Annotated in this window: 10 protein-coding genes; all 10 read left to right on the forward strand. The window is 72.0% G+C overall.

The window, feature by feature from the left end:
* Positions 1 to 85 precede the first annotated feature (85 nt).
* The 10 genes from ACYVK7_RS22790 (at position 86) to ACYVK7_RS22835 (ending at position 18,039) form a co-directional block, all read left to right on the forward strand.
* On the forward strand, positions 86 to 6,136 hold the full coding sequence (locus ACYVK7_RS22790) for an Ig-like domain-containing protein (protein WP_460890005.1): 6,051 nt from the start codon (positions 86 to 88) through the stop codon (positions 6,134 to 6,136).
* A gap of 104 nt (positions 6,137 to 6,240) precedes the next feature.
* Positions 6,241 to 7,215 carry an AAA family ATPase gene (locus ACYVK7_RS22795; RefSeq protein WP_460890006.1) on the forward strand — a complete coding sequence of 325 codons (975 nt, stop codon included), beginning with the start codon at positions 6,241 to 6,243 and terminating at the stop codon, positions 7,213 to 7,215.
* Entirely contained in the window at positions 7,212 to 8,555 is a 1,344-nt protein-coding gene (locus tag ACYVK7_RS22800) for a DUF58 domain-containing protein (protein ID WP_460890007.1), read from the forward strand. The genes ACYVK7_RS22795 and ACYVK7_RS22800 overlap by 4 nt, the downstream gene beginning before the upstream one ends.
* Positions 8,552 to 11,020 carry a transglutaminase family protein gene (locus ACYVK7_RS22805; RefSeq protein WP_460890008.1) on the forward strand — a complete coding sequence of 823 codons (2,469 nt, stop codon included), beginning with the start codon at positions 8,552 to 8,554 and terminating at the stop codon, positions 11,018 to 11,020. Before ACYVK7_RS22800 ends, ACYVK7_RS22805 begins: the two co-directional genes overlap by 4 nt.
* Positions 11,017 to 12,624, forward strand: coding sequence for an RDD family protein (locus tag ACYVK7_RS22810; RefSeq protein WP_460890009.1), 1,608 nt, complete (start codon positions 11,017 to 11,019; stop codon positions 12,622 to 12,624). The genes ACYVK7_RS22805 and ACYVK7_RS22810 overlap by 4 nt, the downstream gene beginning before the upstream one ends.
* A complete protein-coding gene (locus tag ACYVK7_RS22815) occupies positions 12,621 to 13,427 on the forward strand; it encodes a PP2C family protein-serine/threonine phosphatase (protein ID WP_460890010.1) in 807 nt (268 codons plus the stop codon). The genes ACYVK7_RS22810 and ACYVK7_RS22815 overlap by 4 nt, the downstream gene beginning before the upstream one ends.
* Before the next feature lie 94 nt (positions 13,428 to 13,521).
* Positions 13,522 to 15,318, forward strand: a complete 1,797-nt coding sequence (locus tag ACYVK7_RS22820) for an FHA domain-containing protein (protein ID WP_460890011.1) — start codon at positions 13,522 to 13,524, stop codon at positions 15,316 to 15,318.
* 58 nt (positions 15,319 to 15,376) lie between these two features.
* Positions 15,377 to 17,008 (forward strand): serine/threonine protein kinase, encoded by a 1,632-nt coding sequence (locus ACYVK7_RS22825; RefSeq protein WP_460890012.1) that lies wholly within the window; start codon positions 15,377 to 15,379, stop codon positions 17,006 to 17,008.
* A 66-nt stretch (positions 17,009 to 17,074) separates the two neighbouring features.
* Complete coding sequence (locus ACYVK7_RS22830) at positions 17,075 to 17,791, forward strand: hypothetical protein (RefSeq protein ID WP_460890013.1); 717 nt, start codon at positions 17,075 to 17,077, stop codon at positions 17,789 to 17,791.
* Positions 17,788 to 18,039 (forward strand): hypothetical protein, encoded by a 252-nt coding sequence (locus tag ACYVK7_RS22835; RefSeq protein ID WP_460890014.1) that lies wholly within the window; start codon positions 17,788 to 17,790, stop codon positions 18,037 to 18,039. The genes ACYVK7_RS22830 and ACYVK7_RS22835 overlap by 4 nt, the downstream gene beginning before the upstream one ends.
* The last annotated feature ends 7 nt before the right edge of the window (positions 18,040 to 18,046 follow it).

Raw genomic sequence — 18,046 nt, forward strand, 5'->3', positions numbered from 1 at the left:
CGACCTCCCGGTAAGGTGCTCCCGTTGCGCCTGTGTGTGCGGTCCGGGCGAACAGACTTCGCTGGAGTAACGAAGAGGAGGACGCATGAGCTTTGTCTCACGCGTGTACGAAAATCGCCGGTCAGTGGCATCGATCGGTGCGGTAACCCTCTTCGGTGCAGGCCTCGTCGGCTTCGCGCTCCTCTACGAAGGCGAGGCGACGGCCGACGTCGAGCTCAACGACTCCGGCGTCTGGGTGACCCAGATGGCGTCGGGCAAGCTCGGGCGGTTCAACTACGAGGCCAAGGCCCTCGACGGCACGCTGTTCGCCAACTCGACGAGCTTCGACGTGGAGCAGGACGCGCAGCGTGTGCTCCTCGACAACATCGGTGACTCGTCCGCCAGCCCGGTCGACCCGGCACTGCTGGCGCTGGACGGCACCATGAAGTTCCCCGCGGGTGCGAAGACCGCGGCCGGCGGCGCCACGACCGCCGTGTACGACGGCGAGACCGGCCGCACCTGGGTCATCCCGTTCGACGGCGCCGTGGCGTTCGACGAGAAGGAGATGAAGCCGGTCCTCAAGGCGGGCCCGGGCGGTGAGGTCGCGGTGAGCAACGACGGCACCGTCTTCGTCGCCGTCCCGTCCGACGGCACGCTCTACACGATCCCCACCGGCACGCAGGGCGTCGCGGAGGAGCCGGAGGAGTCCGAGCTCCCGGTCAAGCCCGACGCCGAGGTGCAGGTCTCCGCGGTGGGCGACGAGCCGGTGGTGCTGGACCGGTCGACGGGGACGCTCGTGCTCCCCGGCGGCGACACCGTGGAGATCGACGACGGCACGCAGGGCATGCTCCAGCAGCCCTCCGCCGACTCGTCCGACGTGGTGCTCGCCACGACCAAGGGCCTGGTCTCCCAGCCGCTCGGCGGCGGTGAGTCGACCACGCGCACGGCGTCCGGCAACCCCTCGGCGCCCGTGCAGCTCGGTGACTGCACCTACGGCGCGTGGTCCCAGTCGGGCCAGGTCGTCCGGGACTGCCCCGGGCCGGACAACGACGTGGACCAGATGCTGGAGGGCGTCGACGCCGCCGCGAACCTCGTCTACCGCGTGAACCGGAACGTCATCGTGCTGAACGACGTCGGGGACGGCGCCCTGTGGATGGCCGCCGACGAGTTCGAGAAGGTCGACGACTGGGACCTCACGATGCCGGAGGACGCCGAGGGCGAGAAGACCGAGTCCGAGGACACCACGCCGGAGCACGTCGACCAGTTCGTGGCCAAGCGCGACCAGGCGAACCGCCCGCCGGAGCCCAAGCCCGACACGTTCGGCGTGCGGCCCGGCCGCACCACGGTGCTCAACGTGCTGGGCAACGACTTCGACCGCGACGGCGACGTGATGACGGCGTCGGTCAAGGGTGAGCCCAAGGGCGACATCGCCGTCGACCGTGTGCTCAACGGCGCCGCGCTGCAGGCGAACGTGCCGGCCGACGCGACGGGTACCACCAGCTTCGAGTACGAGGTCGACGACGGGCGCGAGGGCGGCACGGCCACCTCGTCGGTCGACGTCAAGGTGGTGCCGCTCGAGGAGAACAACCCGCCCGTCCAGACCGGCAAGCCCGTGCTGCGGGTGGGCCAGGACGAGCTCGGGACCATCAAGGTGCTGCCGTACTTCCAGGACCCGGACGGCGACGACCTGTTCCTGACGAACGCGAGCACCGCCGACAAGCGTGACGAGGTGCGGTTCCGCCCGGACGGCTCCATCGAGTTCCGCGACGGCGGCGCCGCGACCGGCAGCAAGATCGTGGACGTCACGGTGTCGGACGCGGAGGGACTGCCCGTCGAGGGCACGCTCCTGATCGACGTGCTCGCGTCCAACGTGCAGCCGGTCGCGGTGCAGGACCACGTCACCGTGCTCGCCGGCGAGCCGATCACGATCGACCCGCTGAAGAACGACTTCGACCCGAACGGCGACAAGATCCGCCTGACCAGCGTCGCCGAGGTGCGCGACGCCACGATCGAGCAGAACCCGACGGCCGGTACGTTCAAGTTCGAGAGCGACAAGCCGGGCTCGTACGACGTCACCTACCAGATCACCGACGGGCCCCTGCCGACGATGGGTCTGGTCCGGGTGGACGTCATCCAGCCGTCCGACGAGGCGCGATCGCCCGTGGCCGTGTCGGACCAGGTGCTGCTCCCGACCGGCGGCACGGCACTGGTGGACGTGCTGGCGAACGACACCGACCCGGCGGGCGGCGTGCTCGTGGTGCAGGGCGTCGACGTGCCGGCGGACGCCCCGGTGAGCGTGTCCGTGCTCAACCACCAGATCCTGAAGGTCTCCGAGATCAAGCGCCTCGACCAGGCGGTGGTGCTGGACTACACCGTGGCTAACGGCTCGGGGACCAGCACCGGCCAGATCCGCGTGGTGCCCATCCCCGCGCCGGCTCAGCTACGTCCCCCGGAGGCCGGGGCCGACGAGGCGACCGTCCACGTGGGCGACGTCGTGACCATCCCGGTGCTGAAGAACGACACGCACCCGGACGGCCTCGAGATGAAGCTCACCGACGAGCTGCAGGAGGCACCGCCCGCCGAGGCGGGCGAGGCGTTCGTCTCGGAGGACACCGTGCGGTTCCGGGCCGGGCAGGAGGCCGGGACCTACCACGCGGTCTACGAGGTGGAGGACAGCAACGGGCAGAAGGACTCCGCGCAGGTCACCATCAACGTGGTGGACGACCCGCAGAACGGCGCCCCGCAGCTGCCCGACATCGAGGCCCGCGTGCTCAGCGGCGGCATCGTCCGCATCCCGCTGCCGCTGGACGGGACCGACCCCGACGGCGACTACGTGACCCTGAGCTCGATCTCGGGGGCGCCGAGCCAGGGCACCGCCACGATCGTGGACGGGTTCATCGACTACCAGGCGGCGGACGACGGGAGCGGCCTGGACACGTTCACCTACCAGGTGATGGACACGCGCGGCGCCCCCGCCGAGGGCACGGTGCGGGTCGGCATCGCGACGCCTCCCGCGACCAACCAGGAGCCGCAGGCGATCGACGACGAGACGCGCGTCCGCCCGGGCCGCACCGTGGCGGTGGCCGCGCTCGACAACGACTCGGACCCCGACGGCGACCAGATCGGCCTGGTGGCCAAGGGCTTCGAGGGCAACGACGACGTGAACCCGAAGGCCGTGGACGACGACGTGGTGGTCGAGGCCCCGGGCGAGGAGGGGGCCTACTCCTTCTACTACAGCATCCAGGACACCTTCAAGGCTCGCGCGAGCGGCGCCATCACGGTGAACGTGGACGAGGAGGCGCCGCTGCTGCGCCCCGTCGCGCACGACGACGTGGTGACGGCCGACGACGTGGAGGGCGCCTCCAGCGTGACGGTCAAGGTGCTCGACAACGACGTGGACCCGGACGGCGTCGCGGCCGACCTCGAGGTGTCGGTCGACGACTCCCTCGAGGGCGTGCGGGTCACCGACTCGGGCTCGCTCGAGGTGCAGCTCACCGAGAGCGCGCGGGTCGTCACCTACACGGTGACCGACATGGACGGGCTGGAGGCCAAGGCGTTCGTGCGGGTGCCGGGCGACCAGTCCAGGCCGCACGTGAAGCCCGGCCAGGGCCCGCTCAAGGCCACGAGCGGCGAGCCGCTCACCATCGACCTCGCCGAGTACGTGGTGGTCCGGGAGGACCGCGAGCCGCGGATCACCGAGGAGGACACGGTCAAGGCGGTCGAGGGCACGGTCACCGTGACCGACCACGACACCGTGGTCTACACCTCGGCCAAGGACTACGCGGGTGCCGCCTCGGTCAGCTTCGAGGTGACCGACGGCGACGGTCCGGACGACGACGAGGGCCTCACGTCCGTGCTGACGCTGCCGATCGACGTGAGCCCGGCCAAGAACATGCCGCCGAAGATCACCGGCACGCCCGTGCTCGAGGTGGCCGCCGGTGAGGAGGCGACCGTCGACCTCTCGCGGTACGTCAAGGACCCGGACAAGGACCCGCTGACGTTCGAGGTCACGGGCGGCGAGGGCATCACGACGTCGGTCTCCGGCGCCACGGTGACCGGCCAGGTCGAGCCGTCCGTCACGAAGGGCACGTTCCGGGAGCTGCCGCTCACGGTGTCCGACGGCATGAACCCGCCGGTCGAGGCCAAGCTGACCGTCGAGGTGGTGGCGTCCACGCGGCCGCTGGTGCAGACGACGGAGGACGTGGTGCGCGACGCCCACCAGGGCGAGGCGGAGACGATGTCGGTGCTCGACAACGACACGAACCCGTTCCCGGAGGACCCGCTCACGCTGTCGGGTTCCCCGACGATCGACACGGGCATGGGACAGGCGGTCTACAGCGGCAACCAGCTCGTGGTGACGCCCGACGAGGACTTCACCGGTGCGATGCTTGTGCGCTACCGCGTGCAGGACGCCACGAAGGACCCGGACCGTGAGGTGGACGGCATCGCGAAGCTCACGGTGCTCGGCAGGCCGGAGGCGCCGCGCGCCCCGCGCGTCGAGGAGGTGCGGTCCGAGACCGTCGTGCTGACGTGGGACCAGCCCAACAACAATGGCTCCGACATCACGGGGTACACCCTCAGGACCAACACCGGCCAGGAGCACGCGTGCTCCACGACCACGTGCACGTTCGACGGGCTGCAGAACAACGTGAAGTACACCTTCACGGTGACGGCCACCAACGACGTGGGTGAGTCCGACCCGTCGCCGGCGTCGCGTGAGGCGCGACCCGACGAGAAGCCGGAGAAGCCCGCGCCGCCGTCGCTGAAGTTCGGTGACAGCGAGCTCACGGTCACGTGGAAGAACCGCACCTACACCGACCGGTCGCCGATCGAGTGCGTCAACCTGGAGATCAGCCCGCCGCCGACCAACGGCGTGACCCAGAAGACCTGCGTGGAGGGCGGCCAGACCGTCTGGGACGGGCTCTCGAACGGCACCGCCTACACCGTCAGCGTGCAGGCGAAGAACGACGCCCCCGATCCGTCGGACTGGAGCGAGCCGTCCGCGCCGGAGACGCCCGCCGCGCCTCCCGCCGCCCCGGCGGCACCGAAGGCCACCCGGGTGAACACGGCCGTCGGCGGCCAGATCACCGTCACGTGGAACGCGCCCGCGAACAACGGTGACGCCATCGACAAGTACTGGCTGGGCGTCTACAAGGACGGTCAGCTCGACCGCGCCATCGACACCACGGCGACGGAGCAGACGGTCCAGGACCTCTCGACCGGTTCCTCGTACACGTTCCGGGTCCGGGCCACGAACAAGGCGGGCGAGGGGCCCGCGAGCCCCTTCTCGAACGAGGTGGTGCCGTACGGCACCCCGGACAGGCCCGGCCAGCCGACGGCCAGGCTGGGCTCCAACACGAGCGGCCAGGCCGACGTGCAGTGGGGCGCCATCGGCGAGTTCCGGGGCACCGGCCCGCGGTACGAGGTGCAGGCCAGCGGCATGCCCTGGAAGAGCGCGGGCAACGCGACGTCGTACACCTACACGGGCCTGAGCAACGGCACGTCGTACACGTTCACGGTGCGCGCGTGCAACGCGTACACGTGCTCGGAGCCGTCGGCCCCGTCCAACGCGGTGACGCCGTACGGGCCGGTACCCAAGCCGTCGATCAGCGCCACCGGTGGCGACCGGCAGGTGACCTTCAATTGGGATGCGCGTGCCACGAACGGCCGGGCCACCACCGTGGTGGTGAGCGGTGCGATCACCAGCACGCAGAAGAGCGGGACCAAGTCCGCCTCTGCGGGCTACAGCGAGGTGAAGCGCGCCTGCGTCACCGTCACGGACTCGGAGGGGCAGAGCAATCAGAGCTGTGCCGAGGCCAGGTCCGACGCCCAGCCCGACCCGCAGGCGTGGGTGACGCGTGGCAACTCGGTCAACGACCCCGACTGCAGCACCAGCGCGTGCGCCTACTTCAAGCTCAACTACCAGGACTTCCCGAGCGGTAGCCACCGGATCGAGTGCTGGTCGGGCACCAACCCGGCGACCTCCGGTGACCACAACATCCTCGAGCCGTCGCGGAGGACGTACGGCGGTGCGAGTGAAGGCACCCGGTCCTTCTCCGGAAACGGATCGGTTCAGCTCCGCTGCTTCTACGGCTATGGGGGCACCCAGGTATTCGTCTACATCGACGGCAAGCGGTACGCGTCGAGGACCTGGTAGAACCACCGCGTGCCCGGCCGCCGCGCCGCCGCCGGCCGGGCACGCCATCATCGACACAACTTCACCCGACGAACGAGCAGTAACGAGCAGTAGGGAAACATGAGATGACCACGATGACCCCCGAGCAGGCAGCCTGGTTCGCCCAGACCTTCGACCGGCTCGTCGGTAACGTCGGCCAGGCGGTCCTGGGCAAGGCACCGGTGGTGCGCCTGGCGCTCACCTGCATGCTCGCCGAGGGCCACCTGTTGCTGGAGGACGCACCGGGCACGGGCAAGACCATGCTCGCCCGCTCGATCGCCGCGTCGGTCCAGGGCACGCACAACCGCATCCAGTTCACGCCCGACCTGCTGCCGTCCGACGTCACCGGTGTGACCATCTACGACCAGAAGGCCGGCAAGTTCGAGTTCCACCCCGGGCCGATCTTCAACTCGATCGTGCTGGCGGACGAGATCAACCGCGCCTCGCCGAAGACGCAGTCGGCGCTGCTGGAGGTCATGGAGGAGGGCCGCGTCACCGTCGACGGCGTCGCGCACTCGACCGGGCGCCCGTTCATGGTGCTGGCCACGCAGAACCCGATCGAGCAGGCCGGTACCTACCGTCTGCCCGAGGCCCAGCTCGACCGCTTCCTCATGAAGACGTCGGTGGGCTACCCGGACCACGCGTCGACGGTGGAGATCCTGTCGGGTGCGTCGGTGAAGGACCGCAGCAAGTCGCTGCAGCCGATCATCACGACCAAGGCCGTCACCGAGATGGCCGACCTGGCCATGACCGTGCACACCGACACCGCCGTGCTCGAGTACGTCAGCCGGCTCAGCGAGGAGACGCGCAACGCCGCCGAGGTGCGGGTGGGCGTCTCGGTCCGTGGCGCGCTGGCCCTGGTGCGCTGCGCCAAGGTGTGGGCGGCCGCGCACGGCCGCAACTACGTGCTGCCCGACGACATCAAGGAGCTGGCGCAGCCCGTCTGGGGCCACCGGTTCGTCCTGGACCCGGAGGCCGAGTTCGCGGGCTCCCGGCCCGACGTCATCCTGGCCCGGATCATGGCCGACGTCGCAGCTCCGCAGGAGCGTGCCTCGGCATGACGGCCACGGGCATCTCGTCCGGCGGAGCGTCGGGCACCGCGTACGGGAAACGTCAGGAGAAGCCGCGCGGTCTCGGCGGCGTGGTGGCCGCCGGCCGCGCGCAGGTGCTGCGCGGCCGGCGCGCGGGCGTGACCTTCACCGCCGCCGTCCGTTCGCGGGCGGCGGCGGTCGGCCGCGTCCTGGCGCCGGTGCGCCGTACGTTCAGCACGTTCGGCATCGCCGTCACGCTCACGGCGGCGGGCGCCTGGGTCGCCGGGCTGCTGCTCGGCTGGCTCGAGGTGCTGGTCGCCGCCATCGTGCTCACCGTGACGCTCGTCTGCGCCATCGTGTTCGTGCTGGGCCGGTTCAAGTACGACGTCGTGCTCGACCTCGCGCAGGCGCGTGTGACGGTCGGCGACCGCGCCGTCGGGCGGCTCGACGTGCGCAACGCGTCGAGCCGTGCGCTGCTGCCCTCGGTGATGGAGCTGCCCGTGGGTACCGGCACCGCCGCGTTCCCCGTCCCGCGCCTGCCCGGTGGCGGGTCGCACGAGGAGATCTTCACCATCCCCACCCGGCGCCGCAGCGTGATCACGGTGGGCCCGGTCAAGTCCGTCCGGGCGGACCCGCTCGGCCTGCTCCGCCGCGAGATGACCTGGACCAACGAGCAGGAGGTCTTCGTGCACCCGCGCGTCAAGAACCTCACGGGCTCGTCGACCGGCTTCCTCAAGGACCTCGAGGGCCGGGTCACCAACGACATCACCAGCTCGGACGTGAACTTCCACGCCCTGCGTGACTACGTGCCCGGCGACGACCGGCGGCACATCCACTGGAAGACGACGGCGCGCACGGGCCAGCTCATGGTGCGCCAGTTCGAGGAGACCCGCCGCTCGCATCTCGCGGTGCTGCTGTCCACGCGCGCGGAGGACTACGCGAACGACGAGGAGTTCGAGCTCGCGGTGAGCGTCTGCGGTTCCCTCGGCCTGCAGGCCATCAAGGAGGACCGTGGCGTCACCGTGCTCGTCAACGAGGCCGCGCTGCGCGGTGACCACCGCACGCGCCTCATGGACGACCTGTCGCGGATCGAGCTCGAGTCCCGCAAGTCGAAGCTCGTGGACCTGGCCCGGTCGGCCGCCATGGCCGCCGCCGACTTCTCGGTCATCGCGTTCGTCATCGGCAGCCGGGTGACGCCCACCGAGCTGCGCTCGGCGTCGGCCCGCGTCCCCGCAGGGGTGCAGGTCATGGCCATCCAGTGCGTGCCCGGCGCGTCGCTCGGCCGGCACGCCATCGCCGAGCTCGGGGTGCTCACCCTGGGTCGGCTCGCAGACCTTCCCCTTGCCCTGAAGAAGATGAGCGACGGATGAGCGACGAGAACACCCGCGGGAACGTCCCGGTCGGAGCGGGCGGCTCCGGCCGGCCGTCGTCCCGCACCCGGGGCACGCGCACCGGCTACGGCACGGGCACGGGCCGGGGCACCACGCGCCGCAAGGAGGCCGAGCGCCCACGGGCGCTGACCTGGTTCGCCCTGGTCGACGTCGCGGCGCTGGGCGTGATGCTCGGCGCCGTCGCGGTCGGCTTCGGGCCCGTCTGGGGGTCGCTCGGTTATGTGCTGCCCACGGCCGGCGGCGCCGTCGTCGGCCTGCTGGTGGCCTGGGTGGGCGCCTGGCGCCGATTCCCGGCCGTGACCGTGACCGCGCTCGCCGTGCTGGGCTACCTCCTGTTCGGCGGCGCGCTCGCGCTGCCGCACACGACCGTCGCCGGAGTGCTGCCCACCCTCGACACGCTGCGAGAGCTGCTGCTCGGCGCCGTCGAGGGCTGGAAGCAGTTCGTCACCACCGTGCCGCCCATGCGGTCGTTCCCCGACCTCGCGGTGGTCCTGTTCCTGCTCATGCTGCTCGTCGCGCTGATCGCCGGCACCATCTCCTGGCGCGCGAAGCACGCGGTGTGGGCGCTGGTTCCCGTCATCGCCGGTCTGGTGGGCGCGATCCTGCTGGGCACCCTCGACGCCGCGCTGCCGGTGGTGCAGGGCCTCGTGATCGCCATCGCGGCCCTCCTCTGGGGCGCCGTTCGCGTCATGGAGGCGCGCGTCGGTACGCACTCGATCAGCACGGAGGCCAGTCGGGAGGCCACCCGCCGCCTGCGCTGGTACCGCATCCGCACCGGCGCCGTCATCCTGGGCGTCGCGGCGCTGGCCGCCGGCTTCACCGCACCGATCCTCATGCCGGACCAGCCCCGCACGGTCCTGCGCGAGACGGTCGTGCCGCCCTTCGACATCCATCAGTTCACCAGCCCGCTCGTCGCCTTCCGGCACTACGCGAAGGACGCCCGCGAGGACGAGCTGTTCACGGTCAGCGACCTGCCCGAGGACGGCCGCGTCCGGCTCGCCACGCTCGACCAGTACGACGGCGTGGTCTTCGACGCGTCGGGCGACGGCGGCGACACCGGCGTCTACACGCGGGTGGGCGAGCAGATCGCGACCGCGCAGGAGGGCACGCCGACGCCGATCGAGGTCACGGTGCACGGCTACGACGGTGTCTGGGTGCCGGAGATCGGCGACCTCACCGGTGTCGAGTGGACCGGCCCGAACGCCGAGGCGCAGACGGACGGGACCTACTACAACTCGACCACCAGGACCGCCCTCACCACGGCCGGCATCAAGTCGGGCGACACATACCGGCTGAGCACCCTCGTGACGGAGGAGCCCGACGAGGACACCCTCAAGAAGGGCACGATCCTCGAGGCCGACCTGCCCGAGACCGAGGACAGCGCGATGCCGCCCGGGCTGCCTGCCAAGGCGACGCAGTTCACGGGCGAGGAGACCGACGCGGCCACCAAGCTGTTCCTGATCCGGGACGCCCTCCAGGCGTCGGGTGTGCTGTCGAGCGGGCTGGACGGAGAGGTGCCGTCCCGGCCCGGCCACTCGGCCGAACGCATCGACACGCTCGTCGAGGAGGAGAAGATGGTCGGCGACGACGAGCAGTTCGCCGTCGCGCTCGCCCTCATGGCGCGCCAGGCGGGCATCCCCGCACGGGTCGTCATGGGCTTCTACCCGGACAAGGACAGCGCGTACGAGGAGGGCGAGCCCTGGACGGTGCTCGGCAGCGACGTGCACGCCTGGATCGAGGTGCCGTTCGAGGGCCACGGGTGGGTGCCCGTCGACGCCGTCCCGGAGGAGAAGCCGCAGATCCAGCCGGAGCCGAAGAGCCAGGAGGTTCCGAAGCCGCCGGTGCTGCAGGACCCGGAGCCGCCGGAGGAGCCGGACAAGGCCAAGGCCGGCAGCGTCGAGGACGACGAGAAGGACGAGGCCGAGAACGACCTCTTCGACTGGGGTCTGCTCGGCGTGATCCTGCTGGCGGTGGGCATCCCGCTGCTGCTCGTCCTCGGCCCGGTCATCGCGATCCTCGCCTACAAGGCGCGGCGCCGCGCGCTGCGCCGCAGCGCGGAGCAGCTGGCCGACCGGGTCAGCGGCGGGTGGCACGAGGTGGTCGACGTGGTGACCGACCTCGGGACCACGGTGCCCCGCGGGGCGACCAGGCGGGAGAGCGCAGGCGTCATCGCGGGGGCGCACCAGGTACCGTCGACGCTCGTGCTCGCGCACCGCGCGGACGCGACGGTCTTCGGCAGGGAGCAGCCGACTCCCGCTGAGGTCGAGGCGTTCTGGGTCGAGGTGGACGAGCTGGTGGGCGGGCTACGCTCCACCGTGGGCACGCGACGGAGGGTGCGGGCAGCGTTGTCGCTCCGCTCCGTCTGGGCACGAATCGGTGGACGCCGCGGGATCCTCGCGGCACTCGGGGGACTCGGGTCCCGTCGGACGAAGGAGAGTCGATGACGGACGTGGTCTGCGCTGGATGCGGGTCGACACAGGACGGGAGCGTCCCGTACTGCGGCGTGTGCGGCCGCCCGTTCCCACGTACCCAGACAAGTGATGTAGGGACCACGGTCCCCGAGTCCCTCTCGCACACGCGGGTGGGCGTCTCGGCGGTGCAGCCGGAACCGGTCGCGTACGCGGGAACCGGTCGCCGCTTCCTCGCCGCGCTCCTGGACGCCGCGGTGGTCGGGGTCGTGGCCTGGGTGATCCTCATGATCGGGCTCGCCAGCGCAGGCGGGACCGGCGCCCTGCTGATGACGCCGGAGGCCATCGCCTCGGCGATGACGGTGCCGCAGCTGATCAGCGGCCTGCTCGCGCTCGGCTACTGGCTGGGCGTCTCCGCCTGGGAGGGCAAGACCGGCAAGACGATCGGCAACCTCGTCTGCAAGATCCGTACGGTCGACGCCGCGGCGTACGGCCCGATCGGGTTCGGCCGGGCCTTCCTGCGCTGGCTCATCGTGGGGCTCGGCTCCCTGGTGTGCCTGGTGGGCCAGATCCTGGTGCTCGTCTCCCCGGCGTTCGACGGCCAGGGCAAGCGCCAGGGCTGGCACGACAAGCTCGGCCGCGCGGTGGTGCTCATGGCGTCCGACCCCGCGGTCGCCCCGGCCGGTACGCCGGCCGGTAGCGGCACGAGGTCGGTCGCGGGTACCGCCGCGAGGTCGGCCGCCTCCACGAAGGCGCCTGCGGGTACCTCCCAGGTGTGGACGGGCGCCGGCAACGGCGCCCCGGCCCCCGTCCAGCAGGCTCCGGGGCAGCAGGCCCAGCCCGTGGCACCGGCGCAGGCGAAGGACCCCTGGGACTTTCCCGACTCCTCGGCGAACGGTTCCGGCGCGGGCGTGATCACCGGGATCCCCGGGCAGGCGCCCGCCGGCCCCGCGGAGGCGCTGCCCGACCACGAGGAGCCCGCGACGGTTCGCAGGCCGCACCCTGGGTCCGGCAGCACGCCGCACCCGGGCCGGCCGGCACAGCCGCCGGTGCAGCAGGCCCCGATACAGCAGGCCCCGGTACAGCAGCAGCCGGTGCAGCAGCCGCCCGTGGAGCAGGTCCCGGTGCAGCAGGCACCGCCCGCCACCCCCGCGGCGCCGGTGCAGCCGCCCGTCCAGCAGCCGCCCGTCGCGCCGGCCCCTTCGGTGCACCACGTGCAGCAGCCCGAACCGGAGCAGCGGGACTCGGCGCCGGTCGACATGACGCGCACGCACCTGAGCCGCCCGCTCACCCCGGCGCCGGTGGCGACGGTGGTGCTGGAGGTCGAGAGCGGCGAGCGCTACGTCGTCGACACCAAGGCGCTCGTCGGTCGTAACCCGCAGGCACCCGACGCGTCGGGCTGGATCCTGATCAAGGTGGAGGACCCGACACGGTCCGTGTCCAAGACGCACGCGGAGCTGGGTGTCGACACGGCCGGTCTGTGGCTGACAGACCGCGGGTCGACGAACGGCACGGTGGTCTCGGCGCCGGGCCTGCCGCCACGCGTGGCCGAGCCGGGCGCCCGGGTCCGGGTCCCGGTGGGATCCACCATCCACGTGGGCGACCGGCGCGTCGTCGTGCACCCGCAGGCGACCGCATGAGCGAGGAGGCACTGACGCTCGCCTGGGGAGCTGCCTCCGACCGAGGGCTGCGCCGGCAGCTCAACGAGGACGGCTACTTCGCCGGTGGCGGGGCCTTCTTCGTGGCCGACGGCATGGGCGGGCACGCGGCGGGCGAGGTCGCGAGCGCGACCGCCCTGGACGCGCTCCGGCCCCTGTCGGACATCGAGCGCGTCGAGCCGCACCACGTGGAGGCGCTGCTCGAGACGGCGCAGGAACGGGTACGGGCCATCGACACCGCCGGCGCGGGCCGCGGCGCGGGCACGACCCTCACCGGTGCCGTGGTCGCCTACCTCGACGACGCGCCCTACTGGCTCTTCGTGAACGTGGGCGACTCCCGCACGTACCTGCTCTCCAGCGGGGTGCTGGACCAGGTGAGCATCGACCACTCCGAGGTACAGGAGATGGTCGACGCCGGTACGCTGACCGCCGAGGAGGCACGCGACCACCCGCGCAGGCACGTGATCACCCGTGCGCTGGGCGGGCGGGACGAGGCACGGGCCGACTTCCGGTACATCCCGATCGGCGCGCACGACCGGATACTGGTCTGCTCGGACGGGCTGACGGGGGAGCTCGACGACGCGCGGATCACCGAGATCATGCTGGGCCACCCCGATCCACAGGTGGCCGCGGGGCGGCTGGTCGAGGCGGCGATCGCGGCGGGTGGCCGGGACAACATCACGGTCATCGTGGTGGACGCGACCGGCGTGGCGCACGAGACAGCGGGTACGAGCACCTCGCCGCGCGGAGGGTTCGCGGACGAGGACACCGTGCCACGTGACTGAGCCGAGCGGGACCGCCGGAGCGGTCAATAGAGTCTGACAGCAGGACTGTGGCAGGGGCGGGACACGAGCAGGGCAACACACCTAGGAGGCGACCATGAGCACCTCGGACGCTGGACAGCGAACCGGGATCCGGTACACGACGGGGAAGGCCCGCGTCATCGTGCGCGGCGACGCCGTCGTCGTGCTGCCAGGGGAGGGCACCGGGGTTGACGAGAACGAGCCGGCGGCCGGCCTCTGGGCCGATCTGGCCGCGCCCGGCGCGGGGGTGGCGGAGGTTCTCGGCGCGCTGACGGCGTCCGCGGTGGGTGGCCTCAAGGGTGTCCCGCCGTTCGCGGTGGTGGTGCTCACGGGAGCAGGTACCGGCGAGCCGGCGAGCGCGCACGTCGTCGCACGCGGGGACGGGCTGACCGTCACGATCGAGACGGGTGAGGAGTCGCAGACCGTGTCCGGCGCGGGCGTCATCTCGTGGACCGAGCGTGTGGTCGAGGGCGTCACCGCCGTCGAGGTGGCGACGGGGGTGTCGGGTTTCGGCAGCTTCGCGGACGGCCTGCCCGTCGAGTCGGGCGTGGTCCTGGCCGGGGTGGTGCGCCACCAGGTGGTCGAGCCGGCGGAACAGGTCTCGTCGCCGGCGGAGCCTGCGCCGCTCGTGGACTCCGCGCCGTCGGCCCACCCCGTCCCGCCGCCGCCCGTCGAGACCTCGGCGCCGCGGAGCCAGGCCCCCGTGCCGGACGACTCGGAGGCGCTGCTGGTCGACTCCGTCGAGACCCAGGGCGCGACCTCCGAGGCCCCGGTCGCGACCGGCGGCTCGGCCGCCGAGGCGCTCGTCGAGCCCGGTTCCGAGACCGTCGCCCCGATGGGCACCGTCACCATGGTCCCGGCGTCCGAAGAGACCATCGCGCCCGACGAGGACAACGGCGGCGAGACGCCGGCGCCCGAGCCGGAGGCACCTGCGGACGAGGCCCCGGACGAGGACGACTACATGCACCTGTGGGGCGCCACGGTCGCCCACGGTGTCGAGGCGGCCGCCGTGCGGCCGGAGAGCGCCGAGGAGGAAGAGGACGAGCCGGCCCCCGTGTCGGGCGCCGTCCCGTCGGCACCGCCGCCCCCGCCGGCCCCAGCGCCTCCCGTCCCGGCCCCCGCGCTGCCGGAGCCGTCGGCATCCGGCGCGGACGACATGATCTCCGGTGTACCGATCTCCGGCGTGCCCGGGTGGTCGGGCGCCACGCCCGCGGCCGCGCACCGCGCGGCCGCAGTCGGCGCGGAAGCGGAGACGGAGGCCGGGGCGGACGACGACGACCACGACGGTCACACCGTGATGTCGTCGGCGATCGCCGACCTCAGGGCCGCGGCGTCCGCGCCGTCCGCCCCGAAGTTCTCCGCGCCGGCCAACCCGAACGCGCCCAAGATCCTTGCGGTGACGTGCGAGAACGGCCATGCCAACCCGACCGCCCGCGAGAACTGCCGGGAGTGCGGCAGCGCGCTGTCCGCCGAGGCCGAGCTGGCGACGCGCCCGTCGCTGGGGCGCATGGTCGTGAGCTCGGGTGCCGCCACGTCAGGGGCGGCGGGGATCCGTGGCGGTCAGGTGGTCGAGCTGGACCGTCCGGTGATCGTGGGCCGCCGGCCCCGCACCAACAACACGTCGGCCGACCAGATGCCGCGTCTCGTGACGGTGTCCAGTCCGCAGCAGGACATCTCGCGGTCCCACACCGAGGTCTCGCTCGAGGACTGGCACGTGCTCGTGTCGGACCTGGCCACCACGAACGGGACCACGCTGCTGCGTCCGGGCCAGCCGCCACGGCGTCTGCACCCGAACGAGAAGGAGCTCGTGTCCGACGGTGACGTCGTGGACCTGGGTGACGGCGTGACCCTCACGTTCGAGGGCATCTGGTGACGGCCCGGACAGGCCGGACCAGCGCAGAGACAGGCTCGACCACCGACGAAGGAGCAGTGTGAGCAGCAAGAGGAAGCCGTCCCCGCCACCCGAGATCGAGGGCTTCGAGTACCGCAAGCTCATCGGCTCGGGTGGTTTCTCGGACGTGTTCCTGTACGAGCAGCAGCGACCCCGTCGGCAGGTCGCGGTGAAGGTGCTGCTCAAGGAGTGGTCGAGCGAGACGCAGCGCGCGGCGTTCGACGCCGAGGCGGACCTGATGGCCACGCTCGGCAACCACCCGTCGATCGTCACGATGTACGAGGCGGGTGTCGCCAACGACGGCCGCCCGTACCTGGCCATGGAGTACTGCTCACGCCCGAACCTCGGTGCGCGCTACCGCTCGGAGCGGTTCTCGGTGGCGGAGGCCCTGCGCATCACCATCCAGATCGCGGGCGCCGTGGAGACGGCGCACCGGCTCGGCATCCTCCACCGTGACCTCAAGCCCTCGAACATCCTGGTGACGCAGTTCGGCCACCCGGCCCTGACGGACTTCGGCATCTCGTCCACGGTCGACGAGGCCGCCGCCGCGGAGGGCATGTCGATCCCGTGGTCGCCGCCGGAGTCGTTCGGCGACCCGCCGATGTCGGGTATCGCGACGGACGTGTGGGCGCTGGCCGCCACCTGCTACACGCTGCTGGCCGGGCGTACCCCGTTCGAGACGCCCGGCGGGTCCAACACCTCGGCGGACCTGGTGCGCCGCATCGAGCAGGACGAGCTGCCTCCCGTGAGCCGCAGCGACGTCACGCCGTCGCTGGAGCGTGTGCTGCGCATCGCGATGTCGAAGCTGCCGTCCTCGCGGTACCCGACGGTGCTGGCCTTCGCGCGCGAGCTGCAGAAGGTCCAGGTCGAGCTGTCCCGCGACGTCACCCCCATCGACCTGCTGGACGAGTCCGGCGCGATGCAGGAGGACGAGGCGGAGGCCGACGGAACCCGGCTGCGCCAGGTGGTCACCATCGACCCGGCCGGCGCGAGCGCCGCCGGCCCGAGCGCGTTCGGTCCGGGTGCGAACGGCTTCGGTCCCGGCGGCGCGGTGCAGGCCGCCGCGAGCGGCGCCTACGCGCCCGCGGCGCCCGCGCCGACCACCGCGCCGTCGGACGACACGGTGTACCGCAGCTCAGCCGACCCGGCGACGCAGGGCACCCGGGCGACCCCTGGCGCCGTCGGGCAGCTCGCGCCCGCCGCGCCGGCGCCCGACCAGGACGCCGAGCAGGAGGAGCAGCCGCGCCGCGGCCTCCTCGCGCTGGTGGTCAGCGTGGTGGTCGTCGCGGTCGTCGGGGTGTCGGCGTGGGCGCTGACCCAGGACGGCGGCGGCGACCCGGAGGGTGAGCAGACGGCCACGACCTCCGCCGTCGTGCCCCCGGCTCCGGCCGGTGGGTATGTGCCGCCGGTCCGGGACGTCACGGTGGAGGTCAAGGGCAACGAGGCGGTGTATTCGTGGACGCCGCCCAAGTCCGTGGAGGAGGGTGACTCCTACGCGTACCGCGTGCTGGAGCTGACGGGCGACCCCGTGTTCCAACCGGTGCCGAGCGGTACGTCCGTGACGGTGCCGCTGAAGGGTGAGACCTGCGTCGAGATCGTGGTGGTGCGGTCGGGCAAGCCGTCGAAGCCGCAGGAGAACGCCCAGGACAGCTGCGTCAGCCCGCAGGGCTGACCAGAGCCGGACCGACGACGTAGCTCCGAGCGCACCTGCTCGGACCGCACACGGGGAGGTGAGTGGATGAACGGCCTTGCGATCGAGTTCGCCGGCGAGTGGTTTCGGCCGTCCGAGGAGGGCGCGGCCTTCGACATCGGCCGCGAGGGTGACCTCGCGATCGACGACAACCCGTACCTGCACCGTCGCTTCCTGCGCATCGCACACGAGGACGGCATCTGGTGGCTGTCCAACGTGGGCTCGCTCATCTCCGCGACCGTGTGCGACGCCGGCGGCGGCGTGCAGTCCTGGCTCCCGCCGGGCAACCGCCTGCCCATGGTGTTCCCGACGACGTCGATCGTGTTCACGGCCGGGCCGACGACGTACGAGATCACCGCTCAGCTCGACAACGCGCCGTACCACGAGATCCGGTCCGAGGACGATGACGACTCCGGTGCCACCACGATCGGCGCGATCAGCTTCACCAAGAGCCAGAAGCAGCTCATCGTGTCGCTCGCCGAGCCCATGCTGCGGCGCGAGGGCACGGGGCTGAGCGAGATCCCCTCGTCGGCCTCGGCCGCCCGCCGGCTCGGCTGGGCGAGCACGCGCTTCAACCGCAAGCTCGACAACGTGTGCGAGAAGCTCGACCGCATCGGCGTGAAGGGGCTGCGCGGCGGCCCGGGTGCGCTCGCGACCAACCGGCGCGCGCGGCTCGTCGAGTACGCGGTGGCATCGCGCCTGGTGACCCAGGCCGACCTTCCGCTGCTGGACGAGGCGGAGGCCGAGAAGGGGGCGACCGCATGAGCAACCTGCGGAGCACACCGGAGCTCGTGGTGGCGGGAGCCATCGGCGGCGGACTGATCGCCTGGGTGATCGTGGTCTTCGGGACGGTCCTGTTCACGGGCACCGGTACCGGCGACTTCCTGGACCCGTGGCGCGCTCTCGGGCGCGTGCTCATGACGGGATCGACGTGGCTGGTCGCGGCCGGTGGCGCCGTGGTCGGCGGGGTGGTGGGCGCCGTCATCGGCGGCCGCCGGGACAAGAAGAAGTGACGGGGGA

This window comes from Promicromonospora xylanilytica (assembly GCF_054782895.1).